Consider the following 14,758-nt stretch of genomic DNA (forward strand, 5'->3'; position numbering starts at 1 on the left):
CATTTTGTAAGTTTTAGATTAAATTTTATTTACTATCTATTAATAATTATTTTCTTATTTAAATCTTAATTCATTATAATGTTCATTTCTTATTATACAAATGCTACTCCATAAGAAATTAAGTTAGAATTTTTATCTAATAAGAATTTTAACTTTGTACTTTTGCTTACATCAATAAATTTTTCAAGATCTATTGATATATATTTATCATTATTTAAATATAAAATATTGTAATTGTCTTTTATATTTGCACAAATAATCATTCTATCTTTGCTATATTTATTTTCAATAATAGTAGAAGTTATTGAGTGATTAAATATAAAAAGTTTATCTTCAGTAGGGAATGTATTTATTCTTATAAATGAACTAAAATTATTTTCATCAATTAAAGTAATCTTTAGTTCATTTTTCTCATTTAATATAAAATCATTTTTATTAAACACATAGCCTACATTTAAAGAACCATTTACTATATCTATCAAATCAGTAGATACTAAAGTATGAGAATTATTTATATTTATTATCTCTATTATTGCTTTAGGTTTTTTTATTGAGACATCTAAAATTATATTAGTTATATTAAAACAATTATTAATATATCCAAAATAATTTATATCAAATATTGGAAATATATATGAATGTTTAATAATTAATACTGGTCTAAACCCAAATGTTGGTCCCTTGTTATTAAAAGTATTATTTGTTGAATAGTTTGTTAAACTAGAATACCCTCTAGTTATTATTTTAGAATTATCAGATGCTGATATAGAACTTGTTATACTACAAATGTCCCAATTCCAAATAGTTTTATCTCCTGGAGTTATTAGTCCATCCAAATCTGAATTTACAATATACTTATCATATTCAGATAAACCATTATTGTTAGAGCCACCAGTTAATGAACGCACTATTAATAAATTATGTTTGTAAGGCTGATTATCTAATTCATTACCATATATAAATCCTTTTTGATTTATTTCATCAAAAGACAAATTAGGAAAGACTTTATCAGATATTAATATTGATTCTCTATCTGTATGATTTACACAAATAAAATTCATGTCTGTCCCACTATAAAAATCTGTGAAACCATTATTATAAGTGTAATTACATGAAATGTATTCTCCAACTTTTATTACATTAATAATTCTATTTTTTTCTAAAGGTAAATCAGCGATATATCCTTCTTCATTTATATCTATACAATCAACAACCACAAATCCTTCTTTAACAGGTGATATTACAACTTCATGTATAGAATTTTCTAGATTTTCTAAACTAATTGCAAGTACCTGTGGAATAGGTTGACTGTTATATGAATTAGCTATATACTCAATTCCATCAATAGTTATCTTGGTATTGTCTTTTGGTCTATTTGAATTTTTATCTGATATAAGTCTTAACTTATTTCCATAAAATTTGAATTTATAACTGCTATCAGTACTTTTAAGTAAAGTGCTTGAACCTCCATAATAAGTACTATTAGACTCTGAACTACAGTTTTTGTTTATAGATCGTATTTTTGATTCATCATATCTTTTCCAACCTGCTTCTGGTTGAAGTAATTGTTCACCTACAATAGCCATTATTCTTCACCACCTATAACCAACATAGGTCTAAACCCAAAAGTAGAAGATTTATGTGTTGTAATTGATATGTCAAGTCTTTTGGGACTATTATCATTTACATATTGGTCATTATATCCTCTAACAACAATTCTATTTCCATCTGGAATAGTTCCATATATAGATTGAATTGATAAAATTGCAATATTTTTGGTGAAAGATACAAGATATTTATAATTCCATATGTCATTATCGCCTGCATCTATCTTTCCATTTAAGTTATTTTTCCATATATATATATCCCAATCATTAATAGTTGGCCAACCTCCTTGATTTTTATTAACTAAACTTGAAGAAGAGTTTTTGTACTCGTACTCTTTAAGCATTTCTAATTCTCCTATAGCTACATAACCTGTTGCTCCACTAAAATTAAATTGATAATATAAATATTCTACCTGAGAATTGAAATAATGATAAGATACCGCTCTAGCATTTTGAGGAAAGCTTGATGACTCATATATCTTTTCAAACTTTTCGTTATCATTGCTACCATATACGATACATAAATTAGGAGCTTGAGGGAATAAATCACTATTTCTATTAGTGAATATAAATCCATTTGAAATTATCTTTTCTTTTTTTGAAAATATTTTTATATATGGATTTGCTTCATTAGGACTATGCCAACAATCATTAGAGTCAATGTTTGTTTTATTAAATGCTTTATACGTAAGAAGTGCATCACTAAGAGACCCACTTGCATAAAGTATATATTCATCAGTCTCATTTGCATTTAAAGCTTTTTTAGGGAAAGATACTGTTATATCGTTATTATATGCTACTCCTCCATCTGGTAAACACATAGAAAATTCTTTATAAAAGAAATCTAAACATTTTATGGCTACACTTTTATCAACTGAATTTGAATTTGTTATTTTTATTCGATAATGTTTATAAAAATTTTCATTTTTAAATATATAATTTTTAATTTGATCATGTTTTGGAGCTGGATTTTCTTTAACTGTATGTAAAACAACCCAATTTAATTCATCATTACTAGCTTCTATAGTCCATTCAGTTGCAGATTGTGGGTATTGTTCAGTATTTCCAAAATGAAATTTATAAAAATTTATTCTTTGAGGTTGAGTTTTGAAAGTAACTTGTAAAGTGTGTGGGTAGCCAGCACCTTTACTATGCCATCCTAGTTTACTCCCAAAAGCTTTGTATGCATATCTCTCATTATACACACTACTAGCTTTTAAAACATATTCATCTGTTTCATCACTTTCACAAATATTCAGAGGAAATATTTTTTCTTTATAAAATATGTCTAAATTACCATTAATCTGATTCCAAGATATATTGTTTTGTATATTTCTATCTGCTATTAATTTATTGTCATCTACTTTAACAAAAAAGAATTTTCCATCTGGTGTTGAACTTGATACATCTCTTGTAATTTCCTCACAGTTACAATTTCCTAATTCTGAAAAATCTCCTATTTTTCCAGCAGTAGAAGCAGTATATCTACAAGATATTATATCTCCTATTTCCATATCTTCTATTGAAGTTCGTTGAGTTAATCTACCTTCTATTGGTGATAAGATATATCCATCTTCGTCTATATCTACACAATCAAATAAAAAATGAACAGATTGACTTTTTTTATTTATAGAAATTTTAACATTATGTATTTTATTTTCTAATCCTAACTTTTCATATACCACTGTAGAAATATTGCCACTATTGTCTTTTGTACTGAATTGTTCAATTGCACCATCAATATCGATATCAACTACATCAGACCTATCATTAAACTTAACACAAAACAATCTTATCTTTGTTCCAATAAATGTAAAATTAATATTAGTTTCATCATGAGGTGCATCAATAACATATGAACATGAACCACCATAACATGTACTTAAAGATGTTCTCTTGTAATTTTTAGAATACAATATATTTATATGATTATCGTCATATCTTTTCCAACCAGTTTTTGTTTGAATAGGTATGCTTCCAGTGCTGGTCATATTATTCACCTTCTCTTTCTAATGTATCGATCTTAGTGTCTATATAATAGTTAGATGTATAATTAGCTGAAAGATTTAATTCTTTATCATATTTTAATTGAATTTTTAAATCAGATGTATTTAGATTTTTATTTATTAAATCAATTTTCGGATTTACAATTTCATTTACTATTTTCACTATCTCTTCTTTGTTTACAGACTCTGAGCCTCCTTCGCTATATGGAGGAAGTGGATTTAATTCAGTATTATCAAAATTAATTGGTTCAATATCATCACAGATTAATTTATATGCATTTAAAACAGTATCTTTATCCATTAATAATAGTAGATTAACGTTATTTGAATTTATGTTAAAAATAGAATTTATGTCAAAAACATTGTAATTAATATTATCTATAGTATAAATTCCAATAATTGAACCTGTAGATTTTAATTTAACTTTCATATTTTTATACTCTCTATCAAATGATATATTTTCAGTCAAGATTATTTTAGAATATTGAATAATACCTTTATTATGTTTAAATATTTTTATATCTTTAGGAATTGAAATACAAGCATTTTCATCTTCTATAATTACTTCTAAAATATTTAATCCATTTGGCAATTCAGTGTTGCTTATATCTAAATTTAAACTACCTTCATTTACATCTAATAAGTCTGTATATAATATCTCTATGTTATTTTTATCTGTTATTTTAACTTTTATTTTTGATACTTCTATTGTTTTATCTAATAATATATTTGTTAAGTTTATAATTCCATCACATTCTCCAAAAGTATAATCAATATCAAATTCTGGATATAAATATATATTATTTATAATTAAAACTGGTCTAAACCCGATTGTGTCGTTTTTAGTAGATGTATTTACCACATTATATAAGTTTGAACTTGTACCACCTCTAATTATCACTTTAGTACTATCTGAATCAGAAAAAGTGTCAGTTATAGATGCTAAATTATGATGCCATATATCTTTATCTCCAGCAATAATTAAGTCATTTAAAGTACTGTTTAAAATATATTTATCATATTCTGAATGTAAGTAACTGTCATTATATGGACTGTCTGTAATTGATTTTATAATACATGAGTAACCTTTATATGGGTTATTATCCAATTCTTTTCCATAAATAAAACCTTTATTGTTTATTTCATCAAAGCTTAAGTTTGGAATTACTATATCAGAAATTAAGATATGCTGATTAAAATTATTTTTAACACAGATAAAGTTTAATCTTTTTCCATCACCAAAATTTGAAAATCCATTATCATAAGTATAATCACAAGATATATATTCTCCAACTTGAATATCATTGATTATTTTATTTGGTTCTAGTTTATAATGTAGTAATTGTCCTCTTGTATCAATATCAATTGAATCTAGACTTAAGTAGTGATCTCCATAAGGAGCACTTGGAGGTGGAGGAGTTCCAGGTTCTATATATAATTTAACCGTATGAATGCCGTCAGTTAAATCAAGCTTTTCAAAAAATAACATTTGATAAATGTAATTAGGATGTACAAGATTTGGTGTACATTGACTAGCTATAAATTTCTCTCCATCTATTTCTATAGTACATTTATTAGTGTGGGAAGCATCAGATGCAGCATCCATTAATCTTAGTTTTGTACCAGTAAATCTAAATTCTAATGCACCATTCTCATTATGCTTATAATTGGATATGCAAGATGTATTGTTATAAGCAGATGTATTATTATTATATATAGTCCATTTATTTATATATTTTATTCTGCTATCTGCATTATCATATCGTTTCCATCCTTGCTCTGGTTGTGACAAAGAACTTCCTATATTAGCCATTTTTTCCACCTCTCTCTGTAATTAACATAGGTCTGAAACCTATATTTTTAGCAACAGATGAAGATAAACATATATTAAATCTTTTTGCTGACAAATCATCAACATCTTCAGTTTTTCCACAAATTGGTATTAATATATTTCCACTTGTAGGTTCTATATTTTCATTGTTAATATCTTTTAATCCTGTAATAACTTTCTCTTTACATAAAGAAGCTATATCATTATCTCCTGATGTTATATTTACTTTTAAATCACTATTTCTTATGTATTTGTCCCAATCATTTTCTATTGGCCAACCGCCTTGGTTTTTATTAATTAGACTTGAAGATGTATTTTTATATTCATCTTCTTTAAATAGTTCTAATTCACCTATAGCTACATATGAATCTACACGTTGAAAATTAAACTTATAATGTAAATATTCTACTTGCGAATTAAAATAATGACAAGAAGTTGCTTTATTTCCTGAAGGCAAATTTGATGTTTCATATATCTTTTCGAAAATTGTATTATCATTACTTCCATATACAGTACAAGAGGATGGAGGTTGGATGGAGCCAGGACAATTTCTGTTGGTTAACACAAATCCACAAGTTAGTATTTTTTCTTTTTTTGATGATATTTTTATATATGGATTAGCTTCAGAATTACTATGCCAACAGTCATAAGAATCTATATTTGTTTTGTTGAAAGCTAAATACGCAAGGTATCCTGCACTGTATGTTGAACTTTGTTCTAGAATGTAGTCATCACTTTCATTTGATGTTAAAACTTTTTTTGGAAAAGATACAATTGTATCATCATTATAGGCTATACCTCCATTTGGAATAGTATAATAATAGTTATTAATATAATCATATTCTTTTACACAATTACTAATAGTTGCAGTATTTTTAGTTGGTGATAAATCATAAAGCTTGTCTCCAATTGCATTAGTAGATTTTAGTAGACAAATTATATTTTCTTCATTGCCTGTTAAATTATCTTCTATAATTAATGGATCTATTGCTTTATTCCATATTGCAAACTCTGATATTTTTCCAGTTAAACGATTATCATATACTTCAAATCCAAATCCGGCCTCTCCTCCTAATACAATATGACTTGTATTCCCATATATAACAGAGCCATATTGTTTTTCACTTAATTTTAAAGTTGATCCATCATATATTTTAAACGATTCTCCATTATATGATATATAAAAAGTTTTCCATCCATTAGTAGAGGTGTCAACATTAAATCCAGTAATAAAATATGAACTTGCTGAATTTGTAGAAATTTCAAATCTAAAATATCTATCTTCTGGTACATAACAACATGCATAACCTCCAACTTGTGTACAGCTAAAAAATCTATGTTCTGACCCAACTGTCCAGTCTTCTAGATATACTCTTATTTTTATTGTTATCTCTTTAGTGGTTCTGATTTTTTCTATAGGGATACTTACATATGATGATTTACCATCAAATACTAAAGCATTTGGAGAAAACATTTTACAAGTTAATTTACTTTTATTTAATTCATTCCATGAAATAGATGATTGAACATTTCTATCAGCAATAAATTTATTATCATCAACTTTTATAAAATAAAACTTTCCATCTGGTGTATCTGATGAAGTGTCTACATCTATTCCATCACAATTACAAATCCCAATTTCTGAAAAATATCCTACTTTCCCAGAAATTGGGGATGTATATTTACAAGGAATTATATCTCCTATTTCCATAGATTCTAATGTAGATTTTTTATTTAATTTAGTTTCAATTAAATCCAGCATATATCCATTTTCATCTATATCTATACAATCTAAGAATAAATAAACAACAACACTGTTTTTATTTACTGATATTTTAATATTATGTAGTTTATTGTCTAGGTCTAATTTTTCATATACTATTTTAGAAAAATTCCAAGTGCTATCAGTTCTTGTGCTAAATTGTTCAACTTTGCCATCAAGATTAATATCAATTAAATCAGACCTATCGCTACATACATCACACATTATTCTTATTTTTGAACCAATAAAACTAAAGTTAATATTTGTTTCATTATAAAGAACATTCTTAACATATGTACCTGTTCCACCATAACAGGAGCTCGTAGGAACTCTTTTATACGGTTCAGAGTAGAATATATTTACACAATCATCATTGTATCTTTTCCATCCTTTTTCTGGTTGAGGAAGTGAATCTCCAACACTAGACATATTATTCACCTTCTTTCTATGTAACACTGTCATTATTAATATCCAATTCGCAATCTATTAATTGTTTTATATATCTATCATCAATAAGAGTATCAGTTAATCGATTATATTTTAAACCAGAATTCTTATGATATTCGTCTACATCAAATTCAATATCATATACTTTATCTTCTACTGAGATAATTCTATCGTTTATATCTTTTATATATTTTTGTTCTTCTATTATTTTATTGTTTAAAATATCAAAATTACTTTTTATTGCATCAAATAATTCTTCACTAAGTCCTCCACCACCAGCTATTGGGAATTTATCTATGTTGTTTGGTGGAGGTAAAACTTTATCAAAGTTAATGATACTTGTATCAATACAATCTTTCACATAAATTTTATAGGCATCAATTATAGCGTCTGAATCCATCAAGAACATTAATTTTATATTATTTGAATTTATTTGTGTAAAAGTGTTAATATCGCAGTAAGTAAATTCATTATCATTTGTTGAGCACAAAATATTAATACTGCCATGACCTAAAAAGAAAGGTTTAAAATGAGTATATGCTTTATCAAATAGAACTTTTTTAATTTCAAAATATTTACTTGTAAGTATTAACTTTTCTTTATTTTTATAAATTTTAAATTTTTTTATAATACGCTTAATATTATTGAATGTCATTAGTAATTCAAATTCATTAAAACCATCACTATAATCATCTAATAATAAATTAAAGTTAATATTGTTAAAATCATCAACTATAGTTTCTTTTAATTTCCCATTTATAAAAATTTCTAGTTTGTTCATTACATTTGATATATCCTCTATTGATAATATTAATTGATTTTCATATACTTGATTTGCTTTTAGTGTAGGTTCATAAGAATAAATGGTATTTGTTGGTATGAACTCTTCATTATATCTATTTACATTAGAAATCATAAACATACTTAATTCATGAGTAAAAAAATTATTAACTCCATCACATCTTCTTGACATATATATGTTATTACTTATATGTTCTTGAGGTAATTCAGATACGGTATCAAATTTTTTAAGTTTACCATTATGATACATTTTTACATATTTATAATCTTTAACCTCAAATACAAAATGATGATAAATGTTTTTATCAAAACTTGAATAATCTATAAAAGAACTCAACGATGCATCTTTATCTATTTGGAATTTTAGCTTATTAGATTCTATATAAATTACATATCCTTTATTATGAGAAGAGTTTCTTGTATCAAATAATACATCTAGTGTATTATTTGTATTAAATTTCAAATAAAACTCTACTGAAAAATTTTTAAAATGAGGATTAAAATTTTGTATTTGTAGATATCCAGATTTCATATTATAGAATTTATCAAATTTACCATCATCAGACATTGTTACTCCATTATTATTTATAACTTTGGGATTATAACTGCTATCTACTACTTCTGTGCCATTTAGAAAAAAGACAGTGTTTTCATCAATCCCTTGTCTATGATGATATACTTTTTCTTCTACAGTTTTAATGTCATTGTATTCAATAACAAATTTTATTTCATTTTCTCCAGTTATGTATTTTTCATCATATATAATATCAAATATTAAGTTTTCAAAAATATCAATATACTCTTTTTCTACTTCATCATTTATATAAACTTTAACTTTATTTACAGTAGTTGTATTTGATAATACATTAAAACTTATCTGATGTTCTGTTTGCTCCATTATCTCAATGTTAGGAGAGTAATCGTATGGTTCTGTTGACAATGTAAAATCTTCTGTCCACCTTGCCACATTAGAAATTCTAAATTCATCTATTCTATGATTTGAGGTTCTAGTAGAATCATTTTCCCATCCACCACCTAAGATTAAATCTCTACCTGTTCCATTTATATCTACATTGTAATCAATAAAAGAACATGCGAATTTTCCATCAATATAAATGCTTAAATTATAGTTTTTGTATATAAAGCACACATGTTGCCAACAATTGACCTTTATGACTTTAGTTGAAGTAAATAATTGGTTTCTTACTGTTGAACCATTGGTTAGCATAATACGAATTGAACCGTTATCTTCTATTCTAATAACAAATCCATTGTTAACTCCACCCTGATAGTATCCTTTACCTAAAATATCAAAAGTTGTAGGAGTGCTCAATGAATTCATATACAATCTAAAATCGATAGTCCATTCCTCATTTAATTTATATGAACCATCTGGAACTCTCAATCGTTGGTTTACATTTGTAAAATTAAAACATTTTCCAAAACAACCATCATCTATAATTTGAGCACCACCAGAAGTTATCTCTATATTATTAAAACTGCTATCAGTAAAATCTTCTGCTTTTAAGTACACCAAAGTATATTTATCTATTCCTTGCATCTTATCACCTCACTTTATGTAACATTGTCATTATTTATATCAATCTTACAATCAATTAGATTTTGTATATAGTCATCATTTATCAAAGTATCAGTAAAACTATTTTTATTCAAATTGGTGTTTTTATGATACTCATCTACAATAAGTTTTGTTTTTGCAAGTTCATCTTCTAAACGATTCACTTCGCCCAATACATTAACTACAAACTCTTTTAGTTCCAAATTATTACCATTTAGTATAACTACATTTTGTTCTAACACTTTTACTCTTTCAATAAGGGGAGTTATATCAGCTACACCACCAGAACCTCCACCAATCTCCCCATTTTCTATCATTCTATTAATAATATCTATATCTTCTCTGTTACTTCTTATATTATTTACATTAATATTTATATTGTTGTCTATATCATCTAATTTTTTATTCAATCCAGTAATAGCTTTTATTGGATGTTGATCTTCTATATCCGTATTTTTTAATTGATTATGGTCATTTAAATATTCTGTTTTTCCATATCTTTTTATTTTTACACCCATCTCACCTACCACCTTACATGAATATAATATTAAAACTATATTTATCATCAATTGTTATGCAACTAGAATCCTTTATTATTTTAATCAAAAACTTAGTTGTAGTTCCAGGCAACAAACTAACCTCTAGTTCTTTAAATAAATCAGAATTTCCACTTGAATCCCCATATGGCATCAAATAAGCCATGCTATTGCCTTTATCATAACTAGAAACTCCTACTATTTTTAAAATTCCAGTTTTAGTAAGATTTCCTTCATTTACTACTTTTAACTCATAAACTCTATCTTTACCTTGTACTAATCCTAAATCAAAATCACCATTATTTATATTAGCTTCATCTACAATAAATTTAATTTCTGGTTCAAATGAATACACATCTCCACCATACAACTTATCTATAGTCACACTGTCAAATAATCTACCTTCACTTTCAACTTCTATCCTTACATTGTTTATTGGAAAAAGTTTTGATGATAAATCAACTACAACAGAATCTTTAGTATATTTCATATCTATCTTTGTAACTATTTCTTCATTATTTTCATCATATATTTTAATATTTTGTGTTTTATCAATTCCTATAAGTGTTATAAAATTACTCTTATACATTTCACAATTAAATATTTCTAATGAATTTTTATTGTCATTTAGATAATATCCTATAGAATTAGAATCAAGTAATTTTGTACTTCCAAAATCTTCCCAATTTAATCCATCTTTTGATGCTCTAAGATTTAATACAAAGTTCTCAGAATATATTACTTTTAAATATGAATAATATATTAATTCCATTTCTGCTGATAGTTCACATTCTATGTAATTTTCTGTAATAGACTTTACTATACATCCACCATTATTAGATTCTTTTGGTTCATATCTTATATGTGTTTGAAATACATATCCAGACTCTTTTGGACATGGTATCAATAATTCTGTTTTGTCAGCATTTTCAAGTATTTTAATAGAATCACCTGTAAAGGTGATTCTATTATTATCACTTGGAAATATATCCCACAGAGGATTCATTGCACCATTGAATTCCTCACTAAATATATGTCCTGTAGATATTTTATTCAATTTTTTTTTACTCTGCATGAACTTCAACCCTTATACTAGTTACTTTACATATCTGAAAATTTTCATACCCATATTTTTTCACTAGTGATTTAGTAGTTGCTATTGCTGATTGTAAAGTTGGCATGTCACATACTACTCTCCAAAATTCATTTGCTTCATTTGGTGGTCCAGATAATACATTTTGATTTACTTTCTCTTTGTATTGAATTTGATAATTTACCATAATATCTCTTCCCTTCTAACATTTTTGATAATTACTTAGTAATTTATACTTGTTATTTCCTGATTACTCTTCGTCTACCTTTTTCTTTATTATCATGATGTTTAAACATGTAATCTTTAAATGTATCAAGTGCATATGCAACTTGTACTGAGTTTTGAATTCCCAATTTAACTTGTGTATCCTCTATAGATTCACCTGCAATAGTTAACATATCTATCAAATATTCAACAGTTTTATTCGTTTTTCCAAGCTTTCCAAGATACTTTATATTAACAGATTTATTGAACATATCTTTTATTTTAAAAACTGCTATATCTATGAAAGATTCCTCATTATCATAAAAAAACAAAATTTCTACTTCTTTAATTTCTTTTGGAATTGTCAAATCTATATTATAAGAGGGCTTTTCATCTCCTAAAAATGTATAAATTGCTTCTCCTATATGTATTTCTAACACGCCACTATTTTCCATATAAGCTTTAAATTTTAATTGTAAATCAAATTCTTGATTAACTTTAAATTTTAACCCAGAGTTTACACCTTTTTCTTGACTTGATAAAACAAAATCATCGGTCAATACTAAGTTATCAATATATAGTATATTTTTTTCTAAATTTCCCAGAGTTTTTTTAGAATAATCAATCTCACAATCTTCTCTTATATACACAACTTCATACTCTGAATTACATAATATACTCATTTCTGCATACCACAAGAAAAGTTTCAATGTTCTTTCAAGATGTGGTATTTTGCATCTATCCCAATAGTATTTTTCACCTATATATTTCATGGTTGAATCTATTAAATCTTTTATAGCTTTTTCAGGCTCTATACCAGCATATCTATAAATATTATGCCTCCATTGATTGTATAGTGTGTCAAGAACATACTTCATAACAGAAACATCAATATTTATAACATCTATTGCTATATTTGCAAAATAATCTACTGGATTTTCTATAGGCAATTCAATTACTTGGTTTCCTACTTGTGTATATTTTTTTACATACTTGTCCTTATCTAATATTATGAGGTTATCACCAAATATCTTATCTTTATATATATTATAATCAAAACCGTTTTTAGGAAGAATCAATTCATCTTGACTTCCATCAATAACCACAAATTCAGGAAAATATTCTGTTGCAACTCCAAAAAAGCCATCATTATTTTTATATGTAGGTAACTTTGAAAATTTTAATTCAATTGGCGATTCATTAGATGATACACCTTTAATTTTTTTTATTATTCCAAATTGAATTTGATACATATTATAGAGATTAGTATTACATTTATATAATTCGTCTATACAACTTGGAATACTTAATAAATTACCCTCTTTATAAAAATTCGTCAGATTTGAATCATAAAATATCTTAAAGTCATTTTTTTGTATTGTTCCTTTTTCAAATTCTTTATTTATTAGAAGTGTATATTTGCTACTTTCTAATAGCTTATATATATAGTTTTCAAATACATACAATGAAGATTTTGAAAGATATTCTGGTGATATAATTGAGTCAATAAGATACAAATTACCCTCTTGATATTTGCCAAACAACTCATACTCAGTTATTGATGTTTCCTTATTGTTAGATTTTGATATTAATAAGTTATATTCATCATTTTTAAAATCAAACTTTGGATTGTAGTATTTGGAAAATAAATCTGTACTAGAAATATAAATTTTTCGATTGTCAGCCTTTCTTGTATTCATATCTAGGTTATATAAATTAAATGTAGGCTTTCCTTTTATAAAATCATAACTATCTAGTATCTCATATATTTGAATATTTGAACCTGCATGTGTAAAAATTTTAATATTATCTACAACATGAAGACTACCATCTATGTTTTTTTCAATATTGTCTAGTAAATTATATAACGCTATATAATCTTCACCTTTATATAATTTATATTTAGATTCTAAAAATGTTTGTATTTTACTTGAATATCCCTTTGATAAATACTTTTTATCTTCTATAAGTATTTGTTTATTAAAATTATTTCTCAGTTTTATATTCTCATTTATTAAAATCTCTGACATGTTTGGCATATCAATAAAATAGGGCAAATTAATATATATATTAGATGAAGAATTTGATGTAGATGTTTTATTTTCTTCAATAAAAACATTCCTCAAATCTCCATCTTTTATAAGTTTTTGTAAATCTATAGATAGATTTTCAGTATAACCTTCAACCAACTTTGGTTTTTCCATAAAGATTTTATTATTTATTGAACTTTTAAGATTTATATAATCATTTATATTTATTTTTTTGTCTAAGTCTCTAATATTTTTTTCAAAATCAAGTATGTATGTATCATTTTCTGTTTCACTTATATTTACATCTATATTGTCTCCAAAAATTTGTTTACTTGGTGTGCCTATCATATCCTCATAATCATAATTTTTTAGATACTTATCAATATTACTTACTTCTGTTATATTGTCTTGGAAAGATAATGTGTTTTGATTAGTCCGAAATGTATTATAATCATTATTTATTTGAATTTTATTTCTAGTATCTTTATATTCTACAAATAGTAGATATTCTATAATTGATTTATCTAAATATTGCTCTTCTCTAATTAAATACTTCAATGCATCATTAAAATTTCTAAATTCCTTAAGACCTTTATAAAAACTTATACATTCATCACTATTTTTATCATATAGCTTTTTATATATTTTATTTATACAGATATTCTTAACTGATATTGGTTGTAAAGACTTCTTACTTTTTATAAAAAATTTCTGTTTTTTACTAATATTCATTGACTTTATATCATTTTTTAACCTCAACAAAGTATTGCCTATATTGCTTTCTGTGTGTTCACACTCTATCTTATAAAATAAACTTATAGAGTTTTCATCCCCAGAAAGATTATATTTAAAATTAGCACTG

At 25.4% G+C, this 14,758-nt stretch carries 9 protein-coding genes; all 9 read right to left on the reverse strand.

Annotated elements, in window-relative coordinates:
• Positions 1–92: 92 nt before the first annotated feature.
• Genes KGF38_RS06815 through KGF38_RS06855 form a run of 9 tightly spaced genes read right to left on the reverse strand, consistent with a single transcriptional unit; the run spans position 93 to position 14,655 of the window.
• On the reverse strand, positions 93–1,586 hold the full coding sequence (locus KGF38_RS06815) for a hypothetical protein (RefSeq protein ID WP_074178340.1): 1,494 nt from the start codon (positions 1,584–1,586) through the stop codon (positions 93–95).
• Positions 1,586–3,598, reverse strand: coding sequence for a discoidin domain-containing protein (locus KGF38_RS06820; RefSeq protein WP_074178341.1), 2,013 nt, complete (start codon positions 3,596–3,598; stop codon positions 1,586–1,588). Before KGF38_RS06820 ends, KGF38_RS06815 begins: the two co-directional genes overlap by 1 nt.
• 1 nt (position 3,599) lies before the next feature.
• Positions 3,600–5,426, reverse strand: coding sequence for a hypothetical protein (locus KGF38_RS06825; protein ID WP_074178342.1), 1,827 nt, complete (start codon positions 5,424–5,426; stop codon positions 3,600–3,602).
• On the reverse strand, positions 5,419–7,635 hold the full coding sequence (locus KGF38_RS06830) for a LamG-like jellyroll fold domain-containing protein (protein WP_074178343.1): 2,217 nt from the start codon (positions 7,633–7,635) through the stop codon (positions 5,419–5,421). The genes KGF38_RS06825 and KGF38_RS06830 overlap by 8 nt, the downstream gene beginning before the upstream one ends.
• 16 nt (positions 7,636–7,651) lie before the next feature.
• The gene (locus KGF38_RS06835) at positions 7,652–10,015 is read right to left on the reverse strand and encodes a LamG domain-containing protein (RefSeq protein ID WP_074178344.1); all 2,364 of its coding nucleotides are present in this window, start codon (positions 10,013–10,015) and stop codon (positions 7,652–7,654) included.
• A gap of 14 nt (positions 10,016–10,029) precedes the next feature.
• Complete coding sequence (locus KGF38_RS06840; protein WP_141668732.1) at positions 10,030–10,551, reverse strand: hypothetical protein; 522 nt, start codon at positions 10,549–10,551, stop codon at positions 10,030–10,032.
• Positions 10,552–10,564: 13 nt separating this feature from the next.
• Positions 10,565–11,644 (reverse strand): hypothetical protein, encoded by a 1,080-nt coding sequence (locus KGF38_RS06845; protein ID WP_054270810.1) that lies wholly within the window; start codon positions 11,642–11,644, stop codon positions 10,565–10,567.
• Complete coding sequence (locus KGF38_RS06850; RefSeq protein WP_054270811.1) at positions 11,634–11,849, reverse strand: hypothetical protein; 216 nt, start codon at positions 11,847–11,849, stop codon at positions 11,634–11,636. The genes KGF38_RS06845 and KGF38_RS06850 overlap by 11 nt, the downstream gene beginning before the upstream one ends.
• 52 nt (positions 11,850–11,901) lie before the next feature.
• Positions 11,902–14,655, reverse strand: a complete 2,754-nt coding sequence (locus KGF38_RS06855) for a hypothetical protein (RefSeq protein ID WP_227832272.1) — start codon at positions 14,653–14,655, stop codon at positions 11,902–11,904.
• Positions 14,656–14,758 lie beyond the last annotated feature (103 nt).

The organism is Clostridioides sp. ZZV14-6387 (assembly GCF_020657835.1).
Taxonomy (GTDB): Bacteria; Bacillota; Clostridia; order Peptostreptococcales; family Peptostreptococcaceae; genus Clostridioides; species Clostridioides difficile_A.

What these genes read in the sequence shown, in the direction of transcription:
- KGF38_RS06815 (WP_074178340.1), bottom strand. Translation starts at nt 1,586, where the DNA reads ATGGCTATTGTAGGTGAACAATTACTTCAACCAGAAGCAGGTTGGAAA.
- KGF38_RS06820 (WP_074178341.1), bottom strand. Translation starts at nt 3,598, where the DNA reads ATGACCAGCACTGGAAGCATACCTATTCAAACAAAAACTGGTTGGAAA.
- KGF38_RS06825 (WP_074178342.1), bottom strand. Translation starts at nt 5,426, where the DNA reads ATGGCTAATATAGGAAGTTCTTTGTCACAACCAGAGCAAGGATGGAAA.
- KGF38_RS06830 (WP_074178343.1), bottom strand. Translation starts at nt 7,635, where the DNA reads ATGTCTAGTGTTGGAGATTCACTTCCTCAACCAGAAAAAGGATGGAAA.
- KGF38_RS06835 (WP_074178344.1), bottom strand. Translation starts at nt 10,015, where the DNA reads ATGCAAGGAATAGATAAATATACTTTGGTGTACTTAAAAGCAGAAGAT.
- KGF38_RS06840 (WP_141668732.1), bottom strand. Translation starts at nt 10,551, where the DNA reads ATGGGTGTAAAAATAAAAAGATATGGAAAAACAGAATATTTAAATGAC.
- KGF38_RS06845 (WP_054270810.1), bottom strand. Translation starts at nt 11,644, where the DNA reads ATGCAGAGTAAAAAAAAATTGAATAAAATATCTACAGGACATATATTT.
- KGF38_RS06850 (WP_054270811.1), bottom strand. Translation starts at nt 11,849, where the DNA reads ATGGTAAATTATCAAATTCAATACAAAGAGAAAGTAAATCAAAATGTA.